Consider the following 26,285-nt stretch of genomic DNA (forward strand, 5'->3'; position numbering starts at 1 on the left):
CAAAAATATAAAAAGATTTATGATATGTGATAATGATTATCCATAAGGTGAGACAAGAGGAATTTAGAGTATGGTGGCTGACGTAATCAACAATTCAGTTCCCGTTACTGTTCTGACTGGCTATTTGGGAGCAGGTAAAACGACTCTACTCAATCACATCCTCACCTACGAACATGGCAAAAAAGTTGCTGTGATTGTCAATGAATTTGGGGAAGTGGGTATTGATAATCAATTGATTATCGATGCAGATGAAGAAATTTTTGAAATGAACAATGGCTGTATCTGTTGTACAGTGCGCGGCGATTTAATTCGGATCATTGGCAATTTGATGAAGCGGCGCGATAAATTTGACCATTTAGTAATTGAAACAACTGGATTAGCCGATCCTGCACCAGTGATTCAGACATTTTTTGTTGATGAAGATTTGCAAAGCCAACTTTCTCTAGATGCGGTGGTAACAGTCGTAGATGCCAAGCATATCTCGCAGCACTGGGACGCAGATGAAGCCCAAGAACAGATTGCCTTTGCCGATGTAATTTTACTTAATAAAACAGATTTGGTAGCGCCGGAAGAGTTGGATGAATTAGAAAAACGGATTCGGGCGATGAATGCGATCGCAAAAATCTACCGTACCCAAAATTCTGAACTAGGAATGGATGCTTTATTAGGTGTAAAAGCCTTTGATTTAGATCGCGCATTAGAAATTGATCCAGATTTCTTAGGCGAAGATGCCCACGTACACGATGAAACTGTTTTTTCTGTGGCTTTAGTAGAAGCAGGTGCAGTCGATGGAGAAAAATTAAACACTTGGCTTTCGGAGTTACTGCGTACCCAAGGCCCAGATATTTTTCGCATGAAAGGCATTTTAAATATTGCTGGAGAAGATAATCGATTTGTATTCCAGGGAGTACACATGATATTTGATGGCAAACCTGATCGCCCCTGGAAACCCAGCGAAACCCCCAAAAACGAACTAGTCTTCATCGGTCGCAATCTTGATGCAGCCCAACTCAAGCAAGATTTTCTCGCTTGTCTAGCTTAATTTAGGGAGTGGGGAGTAGGGAGTAGGGAGTAGGGAATTCCCCATTCCCCATTCCCCATTCCCCACTCCCCACTCCCCCTTTACAAATATGAACTCCACAACCAAATCTAAGGAATTTGAACAACACTATTCGGGAACACTTTCAGATTATGTAACTGCGATCGCTTGGTCGCCACAAGGTAAAACTTTAGCAGCAACTTCCGCCGCCGGTGAAGTAGTTTTGTGGAATGATGGCGAACTCACAACCTTACAAACTGGTAACGGTAAATCAGTAGACTGTCTAGCTTTTTCAACCGATGGAAAATTTTTAGCCGTTGGTGGACAAGATGGACAGGTGAAAATTTGGCGCGATACTGAATTAATCGCCACCTTGGAAAATGCCCCCGCATGGGTTGACAAGCTAGCTTGGAATTACACCAGTAACCAACTGGCTTTTAGTTTGGGGCGTTACGTCCAAGTTTGGGATGCAGATACTCGTGAAATTGTCGTAACGCTGAATTTCAAAAACTCGTCAGTCTTGGGCATTGATTGGCGCATTGATGGGCAATACCTAGCCATTAGCGGTTATCAGGGTATCAAGATTTGGCATAGTCAAAACTGGGATGAAGAACCATACATCTTGGATATGCCTAGTGTCAGTGTAGCTATGGCTTGGTCGCCCGATGGCAAATTCCTGGCTTCTGGCAACATGGATCGTAGTGTCACCGTTTTAGAATGGAACAATCCCGACCCTTGGGTGATGCGTGGGTTCCCTGGTAAAATTCGCCAATTGGCATGGTCAGAAGCTACCACGATGGGTGCGCCAATACTGGCATCTTCTAGCGTTGAAGGTATTGTGGTCTGGGAAAAACTAGAGGATGATTCATTAGGTTGGGAAGCACGAGTATTAACTAATCATGTGGGTGTGATCAATGCGATCGCCTTTGCACCTAAAAGCTTCCTTCTCGCTTCTGCTGCTACTGATGGCTGGTTGTGTTTGTGGAACAAAGCTAAGGAAGTATCCCAAATTATCACAGGTGTCTCAGGAGGCTTTTCCACCCTAGCTTGGCATCCCCAAGGCAAGTTACTGGCCGCAGGCGGTGAACAAGGGGAATTACTTGTATGGTCAAAGGTTTTGCGGGGTCAAGGCTTTGGGCGTAGTTAAAATAATTCGTAATTCGTAATGACGCTCGAGGACTCGCTAACGCTGCGAAGACAGTAATTCGTAATTAAAGACTGTTACATCAAGGTATTTATACACAGATATGAAGGGACGACACGTATAGATATTGGCGTTAGCTCTCCCTTTGGGAGAAGGGTAATTAAATCCAAAAATTACGAATTAGGAATTATTAAAGTTGAACTTCGGCAATTTCTTGGCTATGCTGTATCAGCAAAGGTATCTTTGTGTAAATTATGAACATAATCAAACTGATTTTACTTGCCTGTCCCGCATTTCTAGTATCCATGCTGCTGGTACTCAATCCAGCACACGCATCCAGCCTGAAATCTATATATGCTACCCAAATTATGACGGTAGTATCTACACAACAAATTCCTGATTTTGCAACACCACACTTGATTCAAACATCGAATCCGATTATTGATCAACTTGGTTGCAATTGTGCCAACTGTATTCAGTCTAAATTTCAGTCGCTACAAGGCAAGCTGCCATCGGTCGGTTTTTAATAAATTTAGGAGTTATGAATATTGTAGGGGCACAGCAATGCTGTGCCCTTATTAATTTTATGAGCTTTTTGTACGTGGCGATCGCCTACGGCACGCTGTTGGCGATCACACTGGTTGCAGCATAATTATTTTCGTAATTGATAATTTATAATTCTTAATTACAATCAGTGAGAACTTGTATTATTTTGAATTACGAATTACGTTAGCGTAGCGGTAGCGAGGAACGAGCGTCATTACGAATTACGAATTATGCGGATCTATGCCAAAGCTGTTAAGCTCTTGTTAAAAGAGCTAGTCCGGGGATTAGAAAACTTGCTAGAGTGAACAGAGTTAGCCTTAATGTCTAATCCCCAAAACCTATACATCTCATGGATTTTGCTAATATTGCATCCCAGCTAAACGCTGGAACGATTTTGCCAGAGGGGATTGTTATTCTCACCCTCTTGGGGGTTTTGATTGTTGATTTGATTTTGGGGCGTACATCCGCACGCTGGATTGGATATCTAGCGATCGCAGGTTTATTTGCTTCGATTGTCGCCCTATATTTTCAATGGGATACTCCTAATCCCATCGGTTTTACCGGTAGCTTTAACGGTGATGACCTGAGTATAGTCTTTCGCGGTATTATTGCCTTGTCTGTGATCGCCACTATACTGATGTCAATTCGCTACGTTGAGCAGAGCGGCACCGCTTTAGCAGAATTTCTCGCTATTTTGCTGAGTGCTACTTTGGGAGGGATGTTTTTATCCGGGGCTAGTGAGTTGGTGATGATTTTCATCTCCCTAGAAACCCTGAGTATTTCCTCTTATCTGTTAACAGGTTATACCAAGCGCGATCCCCGCTCCAATGAAGCAGCGCTGAAATACTTGTTAATTGGAGCTTCCAGCACGGCAGTATTTTTGTACGGTGTATCACTGCTGTATGGACTATCTGGAGGACAAACTGAACTAAGTGCGATCGCTAATGGCATTGCCACAGCTAAAGTCGGTCAATCTTTAGGTTTAGTGATTGCGCTGGTTTTTGCGATCGCAGGTATTGGCTTCAAAATCTCCGCAGCACCCTTCCACCAGTGGACACCAGACGTTTACGAAGGCGCTCCCACCCCAGTCATCGCCTTTTTATCTGTCGGTTCCAAAGCAGCTGGGTTTGCCCTAGCCATCCGCTTGCTGACAACAGCCTTCCCCCTTGTTGCTGAAGAGTGGAGGTTTGTCTTCACTGCTCTGGCCGTTCTGAGTATGATCTTGGGTAACGTAGTCGCCCTAGCCCAAACCAGCATGAAACGGATGCTAGCTTATTCATCGATTGCCCAAGCTGGGTTTGTGATGATTGGCTTGATTGCTGGTACACAAGCGGGCTATGCCAGTATGATATTCTACCTACTGGTTTACCTGTTCATGAACCTGTGCGGCTTTACCTGCATCATCCTGTTCTCACTGCGGACGGGAACTGACCAGATTGCCGAATACTCTGGTTTATATCAAAAAGACCCACTCTTAACACTGGGGTTGAGTATCTCCCTGCTTTCCTTGGGTGGTATTCCACCATTGGCTGGGTTTTTCGGCAAGATTTACTTATTCTGGGCTGGTTGGCAAGCAGGTCTTTATTGGTTAGTCTTGCTGGGCTTAGTTACCACCGTTGTCTCCATCTACTACTACATTCGTGTAGTCAAAATGATGGTAGTCAAAGAACCCCATGAAATGTCCGACTCGGTGAAGAATTATCCACAAGTGCGTTGGGATTTGCCTGGGCTAAGACCTTTGCAGGTCGGGTTGGTGGTAACATTAATTGCCACTTCCATAGCAGGGATTTTGTCAAATCCACTGTTTACATTGGCGAACAATTCCATCTCCAATACCCCAATTTTGCAAGCAACAATCAACACTAATGTAAAAGCAGAAAATCCACTGCTTTTACCAAAGTTAGATTCGGTTAGTCAGTCTCAACCCTCAGTTGATTCTACCGCTAAGATTTAACCGAGTCTCAACCAAATTTTGTACTTAAAGATACGCCTGTTTGCTAATGAGCAGACAGGCGTTTCTGATATTTTTTAACATAAAATCAAATTTACAATTTATAGCAGAATTCAGAATTCAGGAGCGGAGCCGGAGATGCTCCGCCGAGGCGTCAGAATGGGCTACGCCCCGCTGCGCTAACATAAGCAAAACAGGCTTTATATATAAATAATATAGCCAACTACGTCCTGCAAAGTACCAGATAATTCTCTGATTAATGTACGTAAATAGGACTTACGCACTGTACAAATGCATCGTGATGTGCATTACCTATCTTGAGGAAGTTTTCAGGCTTTTCTTAATTATCTTGCGATCGTAAATAGACCATGCTGTAGGGGCTAAGCATTGCTTAGCCCTTACGAAAGATATGGTTTTTAACCTTGTTCAAAGTCAATTGCAGCAAAAAGAATCCCAGCTTTTGGTATATCTCCTGTAAGAAAACTGACACATTGCTGAATAACTTCTTCAACTGCTGATAGAGAATCTGGATCGTTACTGTGACCGACTACTGCCTTAAACATAAATTTATCTATATGGAGAATTATTTTTACTATGATTTTCAAACGGGAAGCTTAATTATGAACTCTGAACCTTGTTCTGGCGCTGAATTTACTTCCAGAGTTCCTCCATGTTTCTCGACAACAATTTGACGAGCAATTGATAACCCTAATCCTGTACCTTGACCCACAGGCTTAGTGGTGAATAAATGGTCAAAGATTTTTTGCTCGACATCAGGTGACATTCCTACGCCATTATCTTTAATCCGAACCAAAATATGTTTTTTGTTTTCAGTGAGGCTAGTCTGAATCAAAACTTGATTGGGATTTGCTTCAATTTCAATATAGGTGCGCCCTACATTAGACTCCTCTAAAGCATCAATAGCATTAGCTAATAAATTCATAAATACCTGATTTAGTTGTCCGATAAAGCATTCTATTTCTGGCAAATTATCATAATCTCTAATTACCTGAATCTCGGGATGATCCTCAGATGCTTTTAAGCGATGTTTGAGAATCATGATTGTGCTGTCAATGCCATCATGAATGTTGCAAGAAACTTTGCGATCGCTATCTGCTCGAGAAAAGGTTCTTAGACTGATACTAATGTCACGAATGCGCTGAACACCCTCTTTCATTGAGGAAATTAAGTTAGGTAGATCGGCAAGCATATACTTCAAATCTATCGCTGCAATTTCCTCTTTAATTTCTGGAACCGGATTAGGATAATACTGCTGATAGAGGTTAATGATATTAATCATGTCTTGGAAATATACTGAAGCATGTTGGAGATTACCATGAATAAAACCAACTGGATTATTAATTTCATGAGCAACTCCTGCTACTAATTCACCAAGGGCAGACATTTTTTCTGTCTGTACAAGCTGAAGTTGAGACTCTTGTAAGTCTTTTAATGCCCTAGACAACGCTGCTGTCCTTTCTGTAACTCGTTTTTCTAAATTTTTTGTGAGATTTCGTAATTGAAGATGGGTTTTAATTCTAGCTAATAATTCTTCTTCATGAAAGGGCTTAGTGATGTAATCAACTGCCCCTATATTTAGACCTTTTACCTTACTGTCAGTATCAGAATCTGCCGTCATAAAAATTACTGGAATATCACAAGTAGCTGAGTTATCTTTCAGTCTTTTGCAGGTTTCAAACCCATCTATACCCGGCATCATTACATCTAATAGAATCAAATCGGGTGGTCTAGATTCAACTTGCTTAATTGCACTTTTTCCATTATTATCTGTAATAACGTCAAAACCTATATTAGTTAATATGTTAAAGACAATTTCTAAATTTGTAGTAGTATCATCTACCACTAAAATTAAACTATTTCCTGGTAAATTAAGCGTTTTTATATCTGTCTTGTAATTCATTATTTAAATTAATTTAACTCCTTGCTACTTATTCACTATTGGTTCTGCGATCGCAGCTAAGTCACCTTTGTTTTATTGGCGGGCTGATTGATAAATTTATAGCCTAACAATCCTATAGTTCCCAAAAACTCTGAGAACAGCAACATTCTCAGACTAAATTGCTCTATGCGACCACGGGCAATACGGTTCGGTTAAGCCCAAAAAATAAAAATGTGTAGGTTGGGTTGAGGAACGAAACCCAACATATTGCAGGGTTTGTTGGGTAACACGAATGTTCAACCCAACCTACAAATATTCTTAACCGAACCGTATTGCGACCACGGGAGCGATCACTACAGTATTTTGGTATGGTCTATTTCCGATCGCAGGATAATTAAGAAAAAAGCCTGCCGTTCTCCTTCGATTAAGAGCAAACTGCGGCAGGTTTCGTGGGTATTGGGCTACTTTGCTAGACTGTCAACCTCTTCTTTTACGAAGACGCTGTGTTTCGACTCCGCTCAACATAAATTCGCGTTCGGGGAATTCAAAATTCAAAATTTATAGAGGTGCAGATAATTGCTAGTTATTTTTTCCTGCTTTTGAATTTTGTTTTCAACGATGATTTGTCAACATAAGTATTTTTGTACTAACTATTTTTACCCGCTTTTAATCGGACACCCGTTATTAGAAACGGGGTATTTTTGGCTGCGATAATAATAATGAGTACAAATGCTACTTGATTTTTTGTTTAATAAAGGTCACAACCTGAGTTAGCTGTTTCTTCAAGCCATCGATTTCAGCTTCCATTTTGACAATTTTCTCATTTAATGCATTAATTTCTGCGTTAGAGGCTTCCCCGGCACTAGGAGTTGCGTTGCTTGCCGCCGTAGGCATCGCAGTATTTGCAGCACTAGGAGTTGCGTTGCTTGCCGCCGTAGGCATCGCAGTACTTGCAGCACTAGGAGTTGCTACCGTAGCAGTGGCTACACTAGAAGTCGCAAATGTGCTATTTTTGACACTTGCTGCTGCTCCTACTGGCACTAGCTCTGGGCGTGGCTGTTTCGCCTTGGTCATAGCTAACTTAATTGCGTTAATTAGTTGCTTCTGATCAAAAGGCTTACCCAGAAATTCAAAGTATTCAAAGGGTTCTGTGATTTTCTCAGTCACCTCTTCCTTGCGACCAGACATGATCACCAAAGGAATTTTCCTTAATTCCGGATCGGCTTGAACTTTCTGGAAAACCTCCCAGCCACTCATTTTAGGCAACAGGAAATCCAGCATAATCAGGCTGAGTTTTTCCTGAAGAATGAAATTTAGTCCTTCCAAACCGTCTTTTGCTTCCAGCACCTCAAAATTGCCCGGAGGCAACATTTCTCGTACTTTTACCCTGACAACTGTAGTGTCATCGATAACTAAAATTTTGTTGCTTGCCACGACTGTTTGCTCTAACAGAAACTTTAAGTGTAAATAGCGGCTTTGCCGATTGTCATTGAGAATTCCCCCACTATATACAAAATTTTTAGCAATTGGGGGATAGTATATTTCGGTATAAATGACATTGCTAGAGGTGTTTTGCAAAACTTTTGCTTGTGCTGTTTTCAATTTGTGTCATGGTGATATTTAAGGCTTTAGCTTTGTTCTAGGGCATAAGGGACATGGTGACACCGAGACATGGTGCATCGGTGAGAGCATCCCCGCGTCTATTCTTATCTATCATTTGTTAATTAACAGACAATTACTCTATATCCGTATCTTGCTTAGATGTCTATGATTTCGTCACAACAAGCCGAACTAAAGTCTGAAATTATGGCAATGCCTAACTGGTTACGTCGTCCTATTGGCAAAGCCAGTGAAATCTCTACCGTACAACGCATTATTAAGCAACGCCAAATTCACACGATTTGCGAAGAAGGGCGCTGTCCCAACCGGGGAGAGTGCTACGCCCAAAAAACTGCAACTTTCTTACTAATGGGGCCTACTTGTACACGCTCTTGTGCTTTCTGTCAAGTAGATAAAGGTCATGCACCAATGCCTCTTGATTTAGAGGAACCCCAAAAGGTAGCCCAAGCGGTGCAGCTTTTGGGATTGCGTTATGTGGTGCTGACTTCTGTAGCCCGTGATGACTTGCCCGATCAGGGCGCAGGGCACTTTGTAGAGACGATCGCGACTATCCGCCAATTGAACCCAGAGACTCAAATTGAAGTGCTGACCCCTGATTTTTGGGGTGGTGCTGGTGTTGGGGAAGAAGGTCAACGCCAGCGAATAGCCATGATTGTAAAAGCCAAACCAGCTTGTTTCAATCACAATATCGAGACAGTGAAACGGTTAACTGGGCCAGTGCGGCGAGGAGCCAAGTACGATCGCTCCCTCTCGGTACTGGTTATGGTCAAAGAAATCGATCCGACAATTCCCACCAAATCAGGTTTGATGCTGGGACACGGAGAAACACTTGATGAAGTCGTTGAAACAATGGCTGATCTAAGGGCTGTAGGGTGCGATCGCTTGACTATCGGACAGTATATGCGTCCTTCTCTAGAACATCTGCCAGTACAAAAATATTGGACTCCAGAGGAATTCGATCAACTCGGCAGATTAGCATGGGAAATGGGATTCAACCATGTTCGTTCTGGGCCTCTGGTTCGCAGTTCCTATCATGCTGGTGAGGAGGGAGTGGGGAGTGGGGAATGAAGAAGGGAATAGGGTACAGCTTACAGGGTACAGATTATTCCCTATCACCTGTCACCTGTAACCTCTCCCCTAATCCCATTCCCCATTCCCCAATTCTTAACTTCACACAAATATTCTTGAAGAATTTGAGTATTTGGTACACCAGTTTGGTATTTCTTAAAAAGTCCTGACATTAGGAGAATCGCATTATGACTTCTAAAACGAACAATTCCCCAGTTGCCGACAGTGGAGCTAAACCTCCCTACGCCTTTCGCACAGGCTGGGCACTGTTCTTGTTAGCTATCAATTTTCTGGTAGCAGCCTACTATTTCCACATTATTGAGTAGTTAGAAGTGGAGTGGTGCTGCTCAAATCGTTCCTTTGAATAAACCTTTGGGACGAATGAGCAGCACCAAAATCATGATTAACAGTGCTACACCTTGTTTGTACTGTGAACCTAACCAAGGAGTGCTGACTTCTTGGACGATGCCAATAATAAAAGCTGCTGCGATCGCACCGTAAGGGTTGCCAATCCCACCAAGAATTACTGAGGCAAACAATGGTAAAATTAAAAACCATCCCATATTCGGTCGCACGGCTGTAATCAACCCATACATACTGCCGCCCAAGGATGTAAGACTGCCAGCAATTACCCAAGTCCATAAAATCACTCGGTCAACATTGATACCTGAAACCCTGGCTAAGTCCAGATCGTCAGCAACTGCTCGCATCGCCTTACCAATTTTGGTATTTTGCAGCAGGTAATGCAGTGCCAAAATTGCTAGCACCGCCAACCCCAATACCAATAATTGATTTTGCGGCACCTTTAAGCCAAAGATGTCTAAAGCTGGCGTAACAGGTAAATTATAATTTTGGTTCTTGCCACCCCAGATAAGAATAATGCCGTTGCGAAGAAATAAGGCAAGTCCGATAGAAATAATAATCAGCGTAGTGGAAGTAGCACGAATAGAGCGCATCTTTGACCACAGTAACTTTTCCGATAACAGCATTGCTGCTACTGTTCCTCCTGCCGCCAGGATCATCGACAGCCAAATATTAACTCCAATAGTGTTTATCAGCCAGGTTAGATAGGCTCCTAGAGTTAGAAAATCACCATGAGCAAAGTTAGATAGCCGTAAAATTCCGTAGGTAAGAGTGAGTCCGACTGCCGCTAGAGCAATAATGCTCCCCACCGCAATCCCATTCACGATTAGTTGAGCGAATTGTGTATCCATAGGCCTTCAGTTGCTTTAAAAAATTTTAGGTCAATGGTTCATATAATAATTTTTTTGGAATAGCAGCTAAATTTGACATCATAAGTTATGGTTTATAACAACATAAGTTATGGTTTATAAATAAAAAAGAATTGTCCGTTAATATACATAGAATCCTTTGCGGATTTTTATGCGTAGCTAAACTAGTTCAGCGGTCTAGTTGACCATGCAGCAGTACTCAAGCTTACCAGACCAGAACTCACAGATAGATGCAAGGCCAAAACCTTTGACAACAATTCAGCAACTTCGCGCCAAGTTGTGGCTGGAGAGCAGCTTGAACCAGTTGCAAAGTCGCCTTAATGATTGCCTGCTTTCTGCTTGTAAAACTGTCCTACAGGCAGGAGCCGCAGAAGCAGAAATTCTCCAAACTGTGGTCAACGAGATTAACAGTGCTGTCAACAGCAGTAATTTGGCGCTTACAGATTGTGCCGTAGGCATCGCTTTGTTTGAACCACAAGAAACTGTTGCCACAGTTTGCTATGTTTCGTGTTCTCTATCTTCAAACTCACAACCTTTATTTCTAGAATTGCTGACAGCAGAAAAAAAGCTGCTGTTGAGATTGCAAGAGGTCATAGAACTCGAAGATTTGCAGCAGCTTGAGAATCAACAACCACCGAGCGCTTGGCGGTTAGCTGATGATTTTGGCAATGTCATGGGCTGGCTAATTATCGCCACAGCGCCCCTAAGCTCTGATCGTGAGTCGCTCATAGAATCACTTGCTCAACTCAAATCACAATTGATGGCAAGGTCTGCCAAGCATTGTAGTACAGCCTTGGTACAACTTAGAAACATCCTATATTGGCAGCAACAGTATCAACATTTAAGTAACTTTAATCAAGAATTGGAGCGCACCAATCAACTGAAAAATCAGTTTTTGGCAAACACCAGCCACGAAATTCGCACACCGCTTAGTTCTATTATTGGGTTTACTCACCTGCTTTTAGCCCAAGGGTACGAACCAACTAAAGAACGCCAGCAAGAGTATTTAAATATCATTCAATCTAGCGGCAAGCACTTGCTAGGTCTGATTAATGATATTTTGGATCTCTCTAAAATTGAAGCAAATCAGCTGGAGGTGCAGTGGGAAACAATTGATGTGCCAATGCTATGTAGCAATGTTTTCGCACTGGTGAAAGAGAAAGCCGCTAATAAGGGTTTGAAACTCCGTCTAAAACTTGACCCCGATATCACAACCCTAGTAGCTGACCCCTTGCGACTCAAGCAAATGCTGTTGAATTTACTCTTCAATGCCCTAAAGTTCACCAGCAAAGGAAGTGTTGGCTTAGAGGTTGCTTCCAAAGGTCTATTTGTGGATTTTACAGTTTGGGATACTGGCACTGGCATTTCCCAAGAAGACCAGGCTCAACTGTTTGAACCCTATTTCCAAATTGCCAAGGCTGTCGCTGGTGGTGAAGGTACTGGTTTGGGTTTAGCAGTGACTCGGAAACTCGCCCAAATTCACGGTGGTTCAGTGAACGTGGAATCTGAAGTAAATTGCGGTTCCCGTTTTACCCTTGTACTTCCCTTTAAGCAAGAAGTGGGAGTGGGGGGAGATGAGGAAGCAGAAGGAGCAGAGAGAGCAGAGGGAGTAGGGGGAGCAGGGGGAGCAGGGGAAGGAGGGGGAGCAGGGGAAGGAGGGGAAGAACAATCCTCCTCACCTCCTTTGCCTTTCACCCCCAGTTCTTCTGTAGATATTTTGCTGGTAGAAAATGACTTACCCAACGCTAATTTGATGCAAATTTATCTACGTAAATTGGGATATCAGGTGACTTGGGTTAAGAATGCTGCCGAGATGTGGGAAGCTTTAGCACAGTTAGACCCAGTGGTGATTTTGATGGATGTTCATCTGCCAGATGGAAATGGTCTTAAGTTGGTACAGCAGCTGCGAGAAAATCGGCAATATCAGACGATTCCGGTAATTGTTCAAACAGCAATGGCAATGAAAGGCGATCGCGAAACTTGTCTAGAAGCTGGAGTAAATGACTATATTTCTAAACCAATTGATTTACCACTTTTAGCCAGTCTGGTGGCTAAATACAGCAAACCGCCAACCTAAACCGAAATTTGTTCAGTCGGCGGAGTGTCTAACAGTATGTATAATATCGTTACTTTTAAAGAACAACATAGGCAGACTATATTATCCTTTCAATCAGCCAGCAGGAATACATTTAATAATCTGCTACGAACTACTTTTTTCAAGAAGGTGGTGTTTATGTTGTTACGTAAATTCTTGGCCGTTACCACAATGACTTTGTTAGCTTCCAGCATCATCTATGCTAAGGATGCATCTGAGTCAATTGCTACTGCTCCTTTACCTGCCAATTTGGATGGGATATGGGACTATACAGTCAGCCTTCCAGGAAGTTCTTGCTATGTACAAGGTGGTTGCACAATCCAGATTACAGGCAATGCAGGTAAATATATTTTACCCCGTGGCAATACTTCCCTATTTCTGATTGACGTTTATTCGACCCCTAATCGCGGGAAGCCAGTCATCACTATTGTTCAGACTGCACAGCCAGGAACGCCAATTACTTATAATGCCGCTCTTGTCGGTAGACTAAATGACCCTCAAACGATTACTGGGTTTTTCATAGATGTTGAGAATAACCGAGATACATTTACATTGAAAAAGCAATAAATCTCTGAGGAGTGGCGTTGTTGCCCGAATAGACATCTGTAGAAATTAAATATTCGTTGTCTGAAACCCTTGTAGAGACGTAGCAGTGCTACGTCTCTACATTTATTTTCACTCCTATGTCTAATGAGTAGAAATGGTAAATCTCTGTCAGAAATTTTTGGTTGAAAAGCCGATGTTTCTTTCCTAGAAGACGATGTTACTTGATTTTGCGGCTGTTGATTGACTTTCTGCTGAGTTTTTCTCTTGTCACTGCTGCTGTTTTACTAGAATAGAATTTGCAGGGTGCTATAAGGTTTGGGCAGGATTAGGAAATTATGCTGACAGAAAAATTTGAGCAATTAAAAGCCTTATTTACAGAAATGGAGCAGGCGTTGATTGCCTACTCTGGGGGCGTTGATAGCACTTTGGTTGCCAAAATTGCTTATGATGTGTTGGGCGATCGCGCTTTGGCTGTAACAGCTGTTTCTCCTTCGCTGTTACCAGAAGAGTTGGAAGATGCTAAAATTCAAGCTGCAACTATTGGGATTGGGCATAAAATCGTCCAGACTCACGAGATGGAAAATCCCAATTACACCTCTAACCCTGTTAATCGCTGTTATTTTTGCAAAAGTGAATTGCACGATACTCTCAAACCTTTAGCTTTAGAGTTGGGTTATCCCTACGTAGTGGATGGGGTAAATGCCGATGATTTGCATGATTATCGCCCAGGAATTCAGGCGGCGAAAGAGAGAGGGGCGCGATCGCCTTTAGCAGAAGTGGGTGTCACTAAAGTTGAAGTTCGCCAACTTTCGCAACAACTCGGTTTACCTTGGTGGGATAAACCTGCTCAACCTTGCCTCAGTTCGCGGTTTCCTTATGGTGAAGAGATTACTGTAGCTAAGTTACAACGAGTTGGTAGAGGAGAAATTTTCCTGCGAAAGCTGGGTTGGCAGAATTTGCGTGTGCGATCACAAGGAGATACAGCACGCATTGAATTACCACCAGAACAAATTAAAGAGTTTGTGTTAACTACGGATTTACACAAAGTAGTTTCTGCATTTCAGGATTTCGGATTTCTTTACGTAACCTTAGATTTAGAAGGTTATCGCAGTGGGAAGTTGAATCAGGTTTTGAATCGGGAAGCCTTGGGGGTTAAACTATAGCATTTTCCTGGACTGTAGACACAGTTGTGCTGTTTTCACCTACCTCACTTGTTTTTGCCAACTGCATCAGTGTCTCATACCAATCCGTAATCGGCAGATTGGCAGGTGCTATTAGCTCTTGATAAACGTGTTGGCAGAGTTCTCGAAAAGCCCGGTAGCGCTCTTGACGCCAATGCTTAGTGAGTTCGCCCAGAGATGCCTCATTAAGATTCCCTAGAGCATAATTGCGATCAAAACCATGTTGCATTGGCACAACTGTCCCATCTGCTTCGATAATTAGGGGCGATATGAGTTCAGCAAAGCTGTAGTCTTCTTGATTTATTAGCGATTCCTCTGCAAAAAAGCTACCGGGATTTGAACGCAGTAAATCTTGGTGAGTTAAATCAATTTGAACAAACAGCTTGTCACCAAGGGCTTCTCGCAGACGCGTGGCTTTTAGGTAAGCATAGGATAAGATGCTGGGATTAGGTCTATATCCGACGAGGCTTTGGGTAGCATGTCCAACTTCCGCAAGTGGATGAATCTGCAATAATTTCGCTCCTTGCTCTAAGGCGAAGTTCGCAACCCAGTCTAACTCTCGAAAATTTTGTTTTGTGAGTGTAAAAATAAACCCGAATGGGATACCAGATTGGCGAATCCCTTCGAGTCGAGCCGCCATTTTTTCAAAAGCTTGCTCTGAAGAACGCATACGGTTATGAGAGGCTGGCATTCCATCAAGACTAATGGCAAGTAGATCAACCGCTCCAGTCAGCTGCTCAATGTGTCGCTCGTCCAAGAGTATGCCGTTGGAAGTAACCGTCGTATGCATCTGGTATTGATGAGCCTGTTTTAGCAGTTCGGGCAAAGGTTTGTAGACAAGAGGTTCTCCTCCTGAAAAGCTGGCAATGGTATATCCTTGTACACTTGCATCCGTAATTGCTCGTAAAAGGAGCGGGACACTGAGTTGGTCACGCTCCTCTGGGCCAGAAGAAGAGTAACAATGGAGACAGCGCAGATTGCACCGTCTGGACGGGTGGATTTGTAGGATGCGGTTAAAATTTCCAGTAGGTGCCATATGCTTACTAATTACTAACTCCAATTACTCTTTGTGATCTAAAACTCTATGAAGCTTTGCAATGCTTAAGGGAAGTGTTAAAGGGTAACGATAAAAAGGAAAATTCCATCGCCACCGCTCTTCCCAAACTTCTGGAAGAAGTCTTAGAATTTCAACCCTGCTTAGAGATATCTTTAGAGATATCTAGCCTGTTAGGATTGAAGGCGGGAATCCCATTAGGAAAAGGCTTAACAGGGATTAGAGGGGTATCTAGCTCCTTGATATCGGGGATGTCAAAGGCGGGAATCCCATTAGGAAGAGGATCATTGCCTCGTGGGAAACTGAATCCTCCTTTCACCTGTTCTAGTTCTTGTAGTTCTTCTGGAGTTAGATCCATAAACAATTCGTCGCCTTGAATGTCTTGCCCTTCCAGACGGTTTTCCATGATATTCTCCTTTGTTTTTACACTAAGTGCATAGGCATAGCCCGTCGTAGACATCGCTGATTTTTGTGAGCGATCTGCACACGTTTAATTTCATTCCCCTCTGAAGAACTTACGCAAATTTACTATTGAAATTACAAATATTTATATTTACAGACACTATTTGGCAGCCTGTCTACGCAATTTTCTAACTTATGGTGATGCGATCGCCCCAAACGTCGGCGTTGGCGTAGCGATCGCTCAATTTCCACCTTGAGTCAGCTTGTATTCTATCTGCTGTAGTGCCGATCGCCACACATCATAACCCTCTTGAGACAGGTGCAACCCATCTGTGGTCAACTCTGGGCGCAAATTACCTTCCATATCGGTAAACCAGCTATAAATATTTAGATAATTAGCGCCTTCTTGTTTGGCAATCTGGGTTAATTGTATGTTGATGTGACGAATCCGGCTATTGGAAAGTTTTGCTAGGCGAGTAGGCAAAATTGATTGGACAATGATTTGAGCTTTTGGGTGAGTCTGCCGTAAACGACGGATAATCCGGCGATAATTACGCAAAATTGTTTGATCGCTATCGCCTTTTCGTAAGTCGTTAATCCCAGCCATGACGTAAATGACATCCGGCCGCGTTGCCGAAAATGCCCCCAATCTTTTTAAAACGCCACTAGAAGTATCTCCAGATATGCCTTGATTCAGCCATAATTTACCAGCAGGTAGTTTTTCTCTAGGAAACCACATGCTCAAAGAATCGCCAACTAAGATACTTAGATGATTTGCACCTTGACCTTGAGCGATCGCTCTAGCTTCTAAAGCTAGTAAACTTTTCCAGTCATCATAAGTTAATTGACGCTTCTTGATCGACTCCCACAATGATTGCAAATTATCACTATTTACGCGTGTATAAATCTGACCTGTTTTTAGAGCTGCCAATCTTTGGTAATAAAGTTGATTCCCAGATGTCAGTGAAAGACCAGTTGGTTGGGCGCTGGGGTTGAGTGATGACTCTGTTGGGGCTGGTAATCCCTGACTACTGACTTCTGCTAAGGAGAGATCAACGCTGTTGATATTTCTATCACCTGCTGTTGGCTGCGAACTTTTTAGGGGTTGGAACGCTTGGCTGCTGAGTTCTGGTAAGGAAAGATCAACACTGGGGATGATTTGTCTACTTACTATTGTCTGCGAACCTTGTTTTAAATCCCACAGGAATCTAGAATTTTCTGGCAGGACAATCGACAAATGTGGAAGAGCCGATGCTGGTATTGCTAATCCTGTTAACAAGCCTGCTGCCAACAGATAAGGGTCCCTCATCGCTTTGTCTCTCCTCTACTCACTGCTTTTCCCTATGACAGCATTAGTTGCCTGTATTCAGGAAAATTTTACTTGGGTTAAGTTATTATTCTTATTTAAACTGTATAGTTCTGTAAAGCGTGTTAACAAGATTATATTTGACAATTCACGATCTCTTTAAATTACGGTTTTCCCGGTGGTATATAAGTCTTATTTGTGAAGATAGTTGTACTGAAAGCCTTCTTTTCACAAACCGACTACTTTTTATAACTCAGTTGCCACAAATATTGCAAGTGTGTACGAACTCGGCAATTCGTAGGTGATTTTTGAGTATCTCAGGACAGAGGTTTTTGCTTTTGCCGTTGCTAATCTAATAAATAACCATTTGATAAAGAAAAGAGGTTAGAGCCTGAATCAAAAAGGTTTGGGATAACTCTAGAGGGATCTATCTATAGCGCTGTTAGACACTATACCCGTTATTCTGGGATAATAAAAGTTAAATTTATTTTCATCCAAAAGTAGGTTCTTACCTTTGATGCAATAATTGAGGTTTTGATATAAATTTTCCAGTTGTCGGACAGTGCCCTACACCTAGAAGGTTATTCTCTACATACCTAATTTAAAATTAATGTTTACTTATTGAAGTATGAGTTGAAACACATTTAAATTAAGTTTTAACTATAGAAAATAACTTCATGTGAGGTGCTAAGATTTAGGCTTAATCATTAGTGTTTTCCTTTTATTCCGTGGCTAGAGCTAGTACAGCGATTGGTGTAAGTCCCATTATTAAAGAGATTGTGCAAAAACAGGCACATTCGACACGTTTGACCCTGAAAGAAGTTATTCTGATGGGGATGTTAGCAATTGACAAACTAGATGATCAAGGTCGTCAAGAATTAGCGGATCAAGTTCATCAAATGCAGGTGAATGGAGAAATTTAAGTGAGTAGTTATGAGTAAGGAGTTATGAGTTATAGATTTTAACTCCTCAGTCCTGACTCTTTACTTAATTTGATTATTGAGTAAAACGATAACGACTTCCCATTACATAATCCTCGTTAATTTCAAAAGATATCCATCGGCGTTGCAGAGTCTGTGCCACAAACCCACTTGTGTTAGAACCTGCAAATGGATCTAAAACCATATCACCTTCATCAGTTAAGAATTTGATGAAGAACTCGGCAAACCCTTGAGGAAAACGTGCTGGATGGGGTCTAATTTCTGCTGCTTTACAGCGTCGTAAATAAGCACTATTCGATTCAGTATTTGGTGTTACTGATTCTTCTTGCAAGAGTTATAAGATTATCTCGTTTTTTATAGTTATAACTTATTTTTGTATTATCTAAGTATTTAATTTTAAAAGTTATTTTTTTAACGCAGAGGGACACAGAGGGAAGCGCAAAGTAACGCAGAGGATGTATATTTATTCAAAAGCTAACTGTATTATTGATTTCCTATAAAAGTGATCATTGCGGACGCCGGATTCGCGTTTGGATTTCGTCTGCAACTACAAGACAACCTTTCAGATTTTCTAAAGGTTGCTCACGTATAACACGAGACAAAATTTCTAGCACTGTTTGACGGCTGCGGTTACGCGAATGCCTACGGCACGCTTTGCTAACGTAATAGTAGAATACCAGGATGAGTGCCTGGTGGAAAGCGACGAACATCAGAGAAGTCTAAATCAAGGGTGATGAAAAATCGTTCCTCAGCACAAACTTGCTCCCAAACAGTTTCATCATCAGCACCAGACAATCCTTCATCAGTCATACGGTCAGCGTTGTAACCAGCTTGCTGTAAAAACTCGACATGGGTTTGTGCCATGTTCTCGTCGAGTTTTACTGTCATTTTATTCATCGCAGTGGCAACAATTCCTCTTCCCTGGTTAATTGGGCTGCATAAGCAATAGCTGCTCTGATATCTTCTAAAGTTAGCGGTGGATAATCTTGAACAATTTCCTCAAATGTCAATCCCTCGGCCAGGTTATCAAGGATGACTAATACCATAATGCGTGTTCCTTTGATGCACGGTTTCCCGTGACATATATTTGGGTTTTGAGTAATGCGTTCTTGCCAGTTTGTCATGATTAGGCGATCGCTTTCTTTTTAGATAGATTCTCCATCTTTTAGTGAGTATATGTCTGGTTCATTTTCAAGAAATTTAAAGGCTCCACCAGTCTGAGCAAGTTGCATTAAGTCATGGGTTGAAGGCTCTGATGAATCGAAAAATAGTTTTTCTTCCAATAGCGATCGCTCCTCATCAGAGAGAGATAATATTACTTGAACTAGAGATTCAATCAGGGACTGCTGAATTTAAAAGTGAATTTGGTGATAAACAGGGTGCTTTGCAAGACTACAATAAAGCAATTGAAGTTGACCCGAAAAATTATTTCGCTTACAGCGATCGTGCTAAATACCGGAGTAAATTAGGGGATAAACAGGGTGCTTTGCAAGACTATGACCAAGGACTTAAAATTGACTCTAAAAATATTTTAATGCAGTTTGAACGGGCAAACCTGCGCTATGAAATCCGCAATAACTACACAAATCGCGCCCGATTGCGAAGTAAATTGGGTAACAAACAGGGTGCTTTACAAGACTATAGTAAAGCAATTGAGCTTGACCCGAAAAATAGCTTCGTTTACAGCTATCGCGCTAGATTTCGTCGTGACATAGGTGACAAACAAGGTGCTTTGCAAGACTATAGTAAAGCAATTGAGCTTGAGCCGAAAAATGGAGCGGCTTACGGCGATCGCGCTAAATTTAGGAGTGAATTAGGGGATAAACAGGGTGCTTTGCAAGACTATGACCAAAGACTTAAAATTGACTCTAAAAATATTTCAATGGTGACTGAACGTGCAGAATTGCGCCATGAGATCGGCGATAACCAAGGTGCTTTACAAGACATTAACCAGTATTATAAACTTTATCCACCTCAAGATGGTGATACCTATAGTACTAGAGGGTTTCTTCGCAGTAAATATGGTGATAAACAGGGAGCTTTACAAGATTACAATACAGCAATTCAGCTTAGACGTTCAAACTCAATGTTAGCTATTGGTAATAAACAATTAACTCCTCCATTCATTATTTATAAAGGGCGAGCTGATCTTCGTAGTGACTTAGGCGATAATCAAGGAGCATTACAAGACTACAACATAGCAATTAAGCTTGCACCTAATTTTGATGTTTGTTATAACAATCGAGGTAATGTTCGCTCCAATTTAGGTGATAAACAGGGAGCTTTACAAGACTATAATAAAGCAATTCAGTTAAATGCAAAAAATGCTACTACCTACAATAATCGAGCTTTTCTTCGCTATGATTTAGGAGATAAGCAAGCTGCAATTAAAGATTGGCAGCAAGCTGCTAACCTTTATTTAAAACAAGGGGATACAAAAAAATATTCAGAGGCAATAAAGAGAATTAAATTGTATAGTTAATTCTAGACTGGCATTTAAGGCTAGAAAGGGGCGGGCAAGATGCCCACCCCACAAGAGAGAGTGTCAACCTACAAGAATGTCACTTCACAACAGAAGAGAGAATGTGATGATTGAGATTATTCAGGGAGTTGCCAAAAGAAGGGGTAATCTTCTGGGCTTGATGATAGCCCTGCTTTCACAGGATTTTGTCTGATATATTCCCAATATTGTTGAAACTCTTGGTCATTCCTAACAATACGGTCATATCTTTCATCTTGCCAAACTGTTCCTATATGTTTCATCACCTTGGGAATTTGTTTAGCACTATAACCTTTAATACTTTTCATAATGCTACTCAATGACCAAAACTCATTTTCCGACTTGAGTAATGGCTGAATGAGCAGATGCACATGGTTTGTCATGACTACAAAGACAAATATTTTATATCTTTGATTATCAAAAAACAAACATGAATTAAAAACTATTTCTCTAGCTTCTAGGCTAAGTTCTAACTTTTCCCAAGTATTAAAAGTAATGAAATAAACTGCCCCATCTAACTCCCAATGAGGTAATCTTCTCCGAAAAATTTTCAACTTTGGTTCTTGCATTCAGAATAGAAAACTACTTGTAATTTTTCTGTAACTTTTCTTGTGGGGTGGGCATCTTGCCCGCCCCCTTCTTTATTTTTCCCGTCCTCCTCACCCAAAACCCAAAAAAAATCCCCCACCTTGCGGCAGAGGATTTTTATTACTTACTTACAAAACTAGCAGCCGAATTAACCGAACTTACCAGCAGTAGAAGCAATCAAGAATGCAGCGTAAGTCAAGACATAGCCAACAGTGAAGTGAGCTAGACCAACTACACGAGCTTGAACAATAGATAGAGCAACGGGCTTATCTTTCCAGCGAACTAGGTTAGCTAGAGGAGTGCGTTCGTGTGCCCAAACAAGGGTTTCAATCAACTCTTGCCAGTAACCTCTCCAGGAGATTAAGAACATGAAGCCAGTAGCCCAAACTAGGTGTCCGAACAAGAACATCCAAGCCCAGACAGACAGGTTATTCACGCCATACGGGTTGTAACCGTTAATCAACTGAGCAGAGTTAGCCCAGAGGTAATCGCGGAACCAGCCCATGAGATATGTAGAGTTCTCATTGAACTGAGCTACGTTGCCTTGCCAAATACCTAGATGCTTCCAATGCCAGTAGAAGGTAACCCAACCAAGGGTATTGAGCATCCAGAATGTAGCGAGGTAGAAGGAATCCCAAGCTGAGATGTCGCAAGTACCGCCACGACCGGGACCGTCGCAAGGGAAGGCATAGCCGAAGTCCTTTTTATCGGGCATCAGCTTAGAACCACGGGCATCCAAAGCACCTTTGACCAAGATCAAGGTAGTGGTGTGCAGACCCAAAGCGATCGCATGGTGTACCAAGAAGTCGCCAGGGCCAATTGTCAAGAACAAGGAGTTAGTACCAGCATTGATGGCATCTAACCAGCCTGGTAACCAGACGTTAGCGTAGTTGGGCCATGCTGTGTAAGCAATACTATCTGGGTTAGATAGCAAGGTATCTAAACCGTACAGTACTTTACCGTTAGCAGCTTGGACGAACTGGGCAAACACTGGCTCAATCAGGATTTGCTTTTCAGGAGTACCGAAAGCAACCACTACATCGTTGTGGACGTACAAGCTGAGGGTGTGGAAGCCTAAGAAAAGGGATACCCAGCTAAGGTGGGAGATAATCGCTTCTTTGTGCTTCAACACGCGCTCAAGGACGTTGCCTTTGTTTTGTTCTGGGTCGTAATCACGTACCCAGAATATTGCTCCGTGGGCAAAAGCACCAAGCATCAGGAATCCAGCAATATACTGGTGATGCGTGTACAACGCTGCCTGGGTTGTGTAGTCCTTCGCAATAAATGCGTAGGAAGGCATGGAGTACATGTGCTGCGCTACCCAGGAAGTGACAACACCTAACGCTGCTAAGTGCCATCCCAATTGGAAGTGCAGGGAGTTGTTGTAGGTGTCGTAGATACCTTGGTGAGGTAGGTTGAACGGCCCTTCAACAGGAATACCAAAGAAGTTCTTGGCATTCAAGGCTTCTTTGAGACTGTGACCAATCCCAAAGTTTGTCCGGTACATGTGACCAGCGACGATGAATAGGACTGCGATCGCCAAGTGGTGATGAGCTATGTCAGTCAGCCACAAAGCTTCTGTCTGGGGATGGAAACCACCCAAGAAACTCAGAATTGCAGTTCCTGCACCTTGCGATGTCCCGAATATATGTCCAGGAGTGTCAGGGTTTTGAGAGTAAACACCCCAGTTGCCTGTAAAGAATGGTGTCAAACCTGCTGGGTGGGGTGGGGTGGATAGGAAGTTATCCCAACCTACGTGCTGACCGCGAGCTTCGGGGACAGCAACGTGAATTAAGTGACCAGCCCAAGCCAAAGAACTAACACCAAACAAACCTGCTAAGTGGTGGTTTAGGCGGTGTTCAGCACTCTTAAACCATGCCAAGCTAGGACGGTACTTGGGTTGCAAGTGCAGCCAACCAGCAAACAGTAATACAGCAGCGAATAATAGCAAGAACACTGAACCGTTGTACAGTTCGCCGTTATTCCGCATACCGATGGTATACCACCAATGGTAGAGACCAGAGTAGGTAATGTTTACCGGATTACTAGCGCCCGCTTGGGTAAAAGCTTCGATCGCTGGTTTACCAAAGTGGGGGTCCCAAATCGCGTGGGCGATGGGACGGATGTGAAGGGGATCTTTAATCCACTGTTCAAAGTTACCTTGCCAGGCTACGTGGAACAGGAGGCTGGATGCCCACAGGAAGATGATTGCCAAGTGACCGAAGTGAGTTGCGAAAATCTTTTGGTAAAGATTTTCTTCCGTCATGCCATCATGGGTTTCAAAATCGTTGCCTGTAGCGATCGCATACCATATCCGACGAGTCGTCGGGTCCTGTGCGAGATCCTGGCTAAATTTCGGAAATTTTGTCGCCATAGGTTTAATAAATCCTCTGACCTTTAGCCATCAAGTACCAGCTGGGATAGTTAGGAGTTATGAGTTGTGAGTTATGAGTTGAGAATTATGAGTTGTCAGTTATGAGTTTTCAATTTTTATTTCTAACTCCTAACTTCTAACTCCTAACTTCATTCCTAACTCCTAACTTTTAACTCCTAACTTGTAGAAAGCTGATTGCTACCCTACTGAAAGGATGTGTGCATGGAAGAACGCCCAAGTTGTGGCAATTCCTCCCAAGAGGTAGTGAGCTACCCCTACAGCCCGACCCTGAATAATGCTCAGAGCGCGAGGCTGAATTGCTGGTGCTACCTTCAGTTTGTTATGCGCCCAAACAATGGACTCAATCAGTTCTTGCCAGTAGCCACGACCACTGAACAGGAACATCAAGCTGAATGCCCAGACAAAGTGAGCGCCTAAGAACAGTAGACCATAGGCAGATAGCGCGCTGCCATAGGAATTGATGACTTGTGTTGCTTGTGCCCACAAGAAGTCACGCAACCAACCGTTGATGGTAATGGCGCTTTGGGCAAAGTTACCACCAGTGATGTGAGTCACAACACCATCTGCATCTACCGTTCCCCAGACATCTGATTGCATCTTCCAACTGAAGTGGAAAATTACAATAGACAAAGAGTTGTACATCCAGAAAAGTCCGAGGAATACGTGATCCCAGCCAGACACTTGACAGGTACCGCCACGACCGGGGCCGTCGCAGGGGAAGCGGAAGCCCAGGTTTGCTTTGTCTGGAATCAGACGAGAGCTACGGGCAAACAGCACACCTTTGAGCAGAATTAGGACGGTGACGTGAATGGTGAAAGCGTGAATGTGGTGAATTAGGAAGTCTGCTGTGCCCAAAGCAATGGGTGCAGCTGCCACTTTTCCGCCAACAGCCAAAATACCCCCGCCAAAGACATAGCTAACTGGTTCTAGGGCGTTGGGAGCAGTGCCACCAGGAGCCAAGGCGTGGATATTTTGTATCCACTGGGCAAATACTGGCTGCAATTGAATCCCCGTATCAGAGAACAAGTCTTGAGGACGACCCAATGCACGCATTGTGTCGTTGTGGATGTAAAGTCCAAAGCTGTGGAAGCCGAGGAAAATAGACACCCAGTTCAGGTGAGAAATAATCGCGTCACGGTGACGAATCACCCGATCTAGCAAGTTGTTTTGGTTAACAACTGGATCGTAATCCCGCACCATGAAGATCGCAGCGTGAGCCGCTCCACCAACGATCAAGAAGCCACCGATCCAAATATGGTGAGTGAATATGCACAACTGGGTAGCGTAGTCAGTTGCCAAATATGGATAGGGGGGCATCGCGTACATGTGATGTGCGATGATGATGGTCAGCGAACCCAAGAAGGCCAGGTTAGTAGCCAACTGAGCGTGCCAAGATGTGGTCAGGTTTTCGTAGAGACCTTTGTGACCTTCACCGGTGAAAGGACCTTTATGGTTTTCTAGGATCTCTTTAATGCTGTGACCAATACCCCAGTTGGTACGGTACTGGTGACCAGCAACGATAAAGAGAACTGCGATCGCTAAGTGGTGATGTGAAATATCAGTTAACCACAAGCCGCCTGTTACTGGGTTCAGACCGCCCTTGAAGGTGAGGAAGTCAGCATACTGACCCCAGTTCAAGGTGAAGAAAGGTGCTAAACCAGCAGCAAAGCCGGGATACAGCTCGGTCAACAAGTCTTTGTTCAAGATGAACTCGTGGGGCAAGGGTATGTCTTTGAGAGCAACGCCTGCATCCAAAAGCTTGTTGGTCGGTGCGGACACGTGGATTAAGTGACCTGCCCATCCCAAGGAACCACAACCTAGCAATACTTGCAAGTGGTGATTCAGCATCGACTCCACATTCTGGAACCATTCCAGTTTGGGAGCGCGTTTGTGGTAATGGAACCAGCCGGCAAATAAGAATAAGCCTGCTAATACCAAGCCACCGATCGCTGTGCAGTAAAGCTGGAAGGAGTTTGTGATACCCCAGCCACGCCATACTTGGAACAAACCGGAGGTGATTTGAATACCGTGGAAACCACCGCCAACATCACCGTTTAAAATGTCTTGTCCCACAATGGGCCAAACGACCTGAGCACTTGGTCTAACGTGCAACGGGTCGCTTAACCAAGCTTCGTAGTTAGAAAACTTCGCGCCGTGGAAAATCATCCCGCTCAACCAAATGGTCACAACGGCTAAGTGGCCGAAGTGGGCTGAGAATATCTTGCGGGAGATGTCTTCTAAATCGCTTGTATGTGTATCAAAATCATGGGCGAGTGCGTGCAGGTTCCAAATCCATGTGGTGGTTTTGGGACCTCTGGCTAAGGATCTGTCAAAGTGTCCAGGTTGCGCCCATCTCTCGAATGAGGTTGGAACTGGGTCATTATCGACGATTACTCTTGCCTTTTTTTCCTCTCGCTCCGGAGGACTTATTGTCATTCGACCTCCTCTCTTGATAAGGAATGAGGAATCATGAATACCACAAAGTTAACCATTACCGCAAATTCCATTTTGCTGAAGCCGCGATGAAGACCTATGTGGATTGTTGTTTCTCGTTGAATTATAGAGTCTTCACTTGTACTTTGTTGGAGATAGTTGGAGATATTTTAACAATAATTCAAACTTGGTGAAATCTTGCTGGAATTCCTGCCTTAACTGCCTTTTAACTTTAAAGCCTTTGTCCAAAAGTCAATAGATTATCGATTTAATTTACAAAGAATAACAATTTGCAAATTTTATAGTTTGGCTGTATAAGCCGATGTTCCAGCTTTTGCTGCTAT

At 42.9% G+C, this 26,285-nt stretch carries 23 protein-coding genes and 1 pseudogene; 11 read left to right on the plus strand and 13 right to left on the minus strand.

The features are described 5' to 3' along the window. Nucleotides 1–70 precede the first annotated feature (70 nt). The 4 genes from LC653_RS03060 (at nt 71) to LC653_RS03075 (ending at nt 4,683) form a co-directional block, all read left to right on the plus strand. Complete coding sequence (locus LC653_RS03060; protein ID WP_229492524.1) at nt 71–1,042, plus strand: CobW family GTP-binding protein; 972 nt, start codon at nt 71–73, stop codon at nt 1,040–1,042. 88 nt (nt 1,043–1,130) lie between these two features. After that, nucleotides 1,131–2,186: a WD40 repeat domain-containing protein gene (locus LC653_RS03065; RefSeq protein ID WP_229492525.1), complete on the plus strand. Its 1,056-nt coding sequence runs from the start codon at nt 1,131–1,133 to the stop codon at nt 2,184–2,186. Between the two features lie 251 nt (nt 2,187–2,437). After that, on the plus strand, nt 2,438–2,710 hold the full coding sequence (locus LC653_RS03070) for a hypothetical protein (protein WP_229492526.1): 273 nt from the start codon (nt 2,438–2,440) through the stop codon (nt 2,708–2,710). Between the two features lie 368 nt (nt 2,711–3,078). Beyond that, a complete protein-coding gene (locus LC653_RS03075) occupies nt 3,079–4,683 on the plus strand; it encodes an NAD(P)H-quinone oxidoreductase subunit N (RefSeq protein WP_229492527.1) in 1,605 nt (534 codons plus the stop codon). Between the two features lie 413 nt (nt 4,684–5,096). Here LC653_RS03075 and LC653_RS03080 read toward each other — a convergent pair whose 3' ends face one another. From LC653_RS03080 to LC653_RS03090, 3 genes are all read right to left on the minus strand, one after another. Further along, on the minus strand, nt 5,097–5,243 hold the full coding sequence (locus tag LC653_RS03080; protein WP_229492588.1) for a hypothetical protein: 147 nt from the start codon (nt 5,241–5,243) through the stop codon (nt 5,097–5,099). Between the two features lie 38 nt (nt 5,244–5,281). Next, the gene (locus LC653_RS03085) at nt 5,282–6,601 is read right to left on the minus strand and encodes a hybrid sensor histidine kinase/response regulator (RefSeq protein WP_229492528.1); all 1,320 of its coding nucleotides are present in this window, start codon (nt 6,599–6,601) and stop codon (nt 5,282–5,284) included. A gap of 711 nt (nt 6,602–7,312) precedes the next feature. Beyond that, nucleotides 7,313–8,014, minus strand: coding sequence for a response regulator (locus LC653_RS03090; protein ID WP_229492585.1), 702 nt, complete (start codon nt 8,012–8,014; stop codon nt 7,313–7,315). 333 nt (nt 8,015–8,347) lie between these two features. Between LC653_RS03090 and lipA the strand changes: the two genes are divergently transcribed. Then, on the plus strand, nt 8,348–9,268 hold the full coding sequence (gene lipA / locus LC653_RS03095; protein WP_229492529.1) for a lipoyl synthase: 921 nt from the start codon (nt 8,348–8,350) through the stop codon (nt 9,266–9,268). 188 nt (nt 9,269–9,456) lie between these two features. Continuing rightward, on the plus strand, nt 9,457–9,594 hold the full coding sequence (locus LC653_RS03100) for a photosystem I protein PsaX (protein WP_229492530.1): 138 nt from the start codon (nt 9,457–9,459) through the stop codon (nt 9,592–9,594). A gap of 21 nt (nt 9,595–9,615) precedes the next feature. Here LC653_RS03100 and LC653_RS03105 read toward each other — a convergent pair whose 3' ends face one another. Beyond that, nucleotides 9,616–10,482 (minus strand): branched-chain amino acid ABC transporter permease, encoded by an 867-nt coding sequence (locus tag LC653_RS03105; protein ID WP_229492531.1) that lies wholly within the window; start codon nt 10,480–10,482, stop codon nt 9,616–9,618. Between the two features lie 205 nt (nt 10,483–10,687). Between LC653_RS03105 and hrmK the strand changes: the two genes are divergently transcribed. The 3 genes from hrmK (at nt 10,688) to larE (ending at nt 14,304) form a co-directional block, all read left to right on the plus strand. Then, a complete protein-coding gene (gene hrmK / locus LC653_RS03110) occupies nt 10,688–12,577 on the plus strand; it encodes a hybrid histidine kinase/response regulator HrmK (protein ID WP_229492532.1) in 1,890 nt (629 codons plus the stop codon). Between the two features lie 156 nt (nt 12,578–12,733). Beyond that, nucleotides 12,734–13,162, plus strand: coding sequence for a hypothetical protein (locus LC653_RS03115; protein ID WP_229492533.1), 429 nt, complete (start codon nt 12,734–12,736; stop codon nt 13,160–13,162). A 314-nt stretch (nt 13,163–13,476) separates the two neighbouring features. After that, nucleotides 13,477–14,304, plus strand: a complete 828-nt coding sequence (larE, locus tag LC653_RS03120; RefSeq protein ID WP_229492534.1) for an ATP-dependent sacrificial sulfur transferase LarE — start codon at nt 13,477–13,479, stop codon at nt 14,302–14,304. Here the strand turns inward: larE and LC653_RS03125 are convergent. The 3 genes from LC653_RS03125 to LC653_RS03135 all read right to left on the minus strand — a co-directional run bounded on the left by LC653_RS03125 (nt 14,294) and on the right by LC653_RS03135 (nt 17,087). Next, on the minus strand, nt 14,294–15,358 hold the full coding sequence (locus LC653_RS03125) for a radical SAM/SPASM domain-containing protein (protein ID WP_229492535.1): 1,065 nt from the start codon (nt 15,356–15,358) through the stop codon (nt 14,294–14,296). The two genes, larE and LC653_RS03125, sit on opposite strands and share 11 nt — an antisense overlap. Nucleotides 15,359–15,509: 151 nt before the next feature. Then, nucleotides 15,510–15,782 (minus strand): hypothetical protein, encoded by a 273-nt coding sequence (locus tag LC653_RS03130; protein WP_229492536.1) that lies wholly within the window; start codon nt 15,780–15,782, stop codon nt 15,510–15,512. A gap of 237 nt (nt 15,783–16,019) precedes the next feature. Next, nucleotides 16,020–17,087, minus strand: coding sequence for an SGNH/GDSL hydrolase family protein (locus LC653_RS03135; RefSeq protein ID WP_229492537.1), 1,068 nt, complete (start codon nt 17,085–17,087; stop codon nt 16,020–16,022). Nucleotides 17,088–17,794: 707 nt separating this feature from the next. Here LC653_RS03135 and LC653_RS03140 point away from each other — a divergent pair. After that, nucleotides 17,795–18,007, plus strand: coding sequence for a hypothetical protein (locus tag LC653_RS03140; protein ID WP_100899890.1), 213 nt, complete (start codon nt 17,795–17,797; stop codon nt 18,005–18,007). Between the two features lie 73 nt (nt 18,008–18,080). Here LC653_RS03140 and LC653_RS03145 read toward each other — a convergent pair. The 3 genes and pseudogenes from LC653_RS03145 to LC653_RS03155 form a co-directional block, all read right to left on the minus strand. Beyond that, nucleotides 18,081–18,332: pseudogene (locus LC653_RS03145) on the minus strand (DNA methyltransferase); the annotation flags it as partial. 350 nt (nt 18,333–18,682) lie between these two features. Then, nucleotides 18,683–18,913: a DUF5615 family PIN-like protein gene (locus LC653_RS03150; protein ID WP_229492538.1), complete on the minus strand. Its 231-nt coding sequence runs from the start codon at nt 18,911–18,913 to the stop codon at nt 18,683–18,685. 5 nt (nt 18,914–18,918) lie between these two features. Further along, entirely contained in the window at nt 18,919–19,149 is a 231-nt protein-coding gene (locus LC653_RS03155) for a DUF433 domain-containing protein (RefSeq protein ID WP_229492539.1), read from the minus strand. Between the two features lie 131 nt (nt 19,150–19,280). Here LC653_RS03155 and LC653_RS03160 point away from each other — a divergent pair, with 131 nt between their 5' ends. Further along, on the plus strand, nt 19,281–20,507 hold the full coding sequence (locus LC653_RS03160) for a tetratricopeptide repeat protein (RefSeq protein WP_229492540.1): 1,227 nt from the start codon (nt 19,281–19,283) through the stop codon (nt 20,505–20,507). A gap of 116 nt (nt 20,508–20,623) precedes the next feature. Here the strand turns inward: LC653_RS03160 and LC653_RS03165 are convergent, their stop codons facing one another. The 3 genes from LC653_RS03165 to psaA form a co-directional block, all read right to left on the minus strand. Continuing rightward, nucleotides 20,624–21,094 carry an REP-associated tyrosine transposase gene (locus tag LC653_RS03165; RefSeq protein ID WP_229492541.1) on the minus strand — a complete coding sequence of 157 codons (471 nt, stop codon included), beginning with the start codon at nt 21,092–21,094 and terminating at the stop codon, nt 20,624–20,626. A gap of 167 nt (nt 21,095–21,261) precedes the next feature. After that, the gene (gene psaB, locus LC653_RS03170; RefSeq protein ID WP_229492542.1) at nt 21,262–23,487 is read right to left on the minus strand and encodes a photosystem I core protein PsaB; all 2,226 of its coding nucleotides are present in this window, start codon (nt 23,485–23,487) and stop codon (nt 21,262–21,264) included. A gap of 198 nt (nt 23,488–23,685) precedes the next feature. Further along, nucleotides 23,686–25,944 carry a photosystem I core protein PsaA gene (psaA, locus tag LC653_RS03175; RefSeq protein WP_229492543.1) on the minus strand — a complete coding sequence of 753 codons (2,259 nt, stop codon included), beginning with the start codon at nt 25,942–25,944 and terminating at the stop codon, nt 23,686–23,688. Nucleotides 25,945–26,285: the final 341 nt, after the last annotated feature.

It is taken from the genome of Nostoc mirabile CHAB5784 (genome assembly GCF_020829645.1).
GTDB lineage: Bacteria > Cyanobacteriota > Cyanobacteriia > Cyanobacteriales > Nostocaceae > Nostoc > Nostoc mirabile.

Coding starts and splice junctions, on each gene's coding strand:
- LC653_RS03060 (WP_229492524.1), top strand. CDS start 71: ATGGTGGCTGACGTAATCAACAATTCAGTTCCCGTTACTGTTCTGACT.
- LC653_RS03065 (WP_229492525.1), top strand. CDS start 1,131: ATGAACTCCACAACCAAATCTAAGGAATTTGAACAACACTATTCGGGA.
- LC653_RS03070 (WP_229492526.1), top strand. CDS start 2,438: ATGAACATAATCAAACTGATTTTACTTGCCTGTCCCGCATTTCTAGTA.
- LC653_RS03075 (WP_229492527.1), top strand. CDS start 3,079: ATGGATTTTGCTAATATTGCATCCCAGCTAAACGCTGGAACGATTTTG.
- LC653_RS03080 (WP_229492588.1), bottom strand. CDS start 5,243: ATGTTTAAGGCAGTAGTCGGTCACAGTAACGATCCAGATTCTCTATCA.
- LC653_RS03085 (WP_229492528.1), bottom strand. CDS start 6,601: ATGAATTACAAGACAGATATAAAAACGCTTAATTTACCAGGAAATAGT.
- lipA (WP_229492529.1), top strand. CDS start 8,348: ATGATTTCGTCACAACAAGCCGAACTAAAGTCTGAAATTATGGCAATG.
- LC653_RS03100 (WP_229492530.1), top strand. CDS start 9,457: ATGACTTCTAAAACGAACAATTCCCCAGTTGCCGACAGTGGAGCTAAA.
- LC653_RS03105 (WP_229492531.1), bottom strand. CDS start 10,482: ATGGATACACAATTCGCTCAACTAATCGTGAATGGGATTGCGGTGGGG.
- hrmK (WP_229492532.1), top strand. CDS start 10,688: ATGCAGCAGTACTCAAGCTTACCAGACCAGAACTCACAGATAGATGCA.
- LC653_RS03115 (WP_229492533.1), top strand. CDS start 12,734: ATGTTGTTACGTAAATTCTTGGCCGTTACCACAATGACTTTGTTAGCT.
- larE (WP_229492534.1), top strand. CDS start 13,477: ATGCTGACAGAAAAATTTGAGCAATTAAAAGCCTTATTTACAGAAATG.
- LC653_RS03125 (WP_229492535.1), bottom strand. CDS start 15,358: ATGGCACCTACTGGAAATTTTAACCGCATCCTACAAATCCACCCGTCC.
- LC653_RS03130 (WP_229492536.1), bottom strand. CDS start 15,782: ATGGAAAACCGTCTGGAAGGGCAAGACATTCAAGGCGACGAATTGTTT.
- LC653_RS03135 (WP_229492537.1), bottom strand. CDS start 17,087: ATGAGGGACCCTTATCTGTTGGCAGCAGGCTTGTTAACAGGATTAGCA.
- LC653_RS03150 (WP_229492538.1), bottom strand. CDS start 18,913: ATGACAGTAAAACTCGACGAGAACATGGCACAAACCCATGTCGAGTTT.
- LC653_RS03155 (WP_229492539.1), bottom strand. CDS start 19,149: ATGACAAACTGGCAAGAACGCATTACTCAAAACCCAAATATATGTCAC.
- LC653_RS03160 (WP_229492540.1), top strand. CDS start 19,281: ATGAATCGAAAAATAGTTTTTCTTCCAATAGCGATCGCTCCTCATCAG.
- LC653_RS03165 (WP_229492541.1), bottom strand. CDS start 21,094: ATGCAAGAACCAAAGTTGAAAATTTTTCGGAGAAGATTACCTCATTGG.
- psaB (WP_229492542.1), bottom strand. CDS start 23,487: ATGGCGACAAAATTTCCGAAATTTAGCCAGGATCTCGCACAGGACCCG.
- psaA (WP_229492543.1), bottom strand. CDS start 25,944: ATGACAATAAGTCCTCCGGAGCGAGAGGAAAAAAAGGCAAGAGTAATC.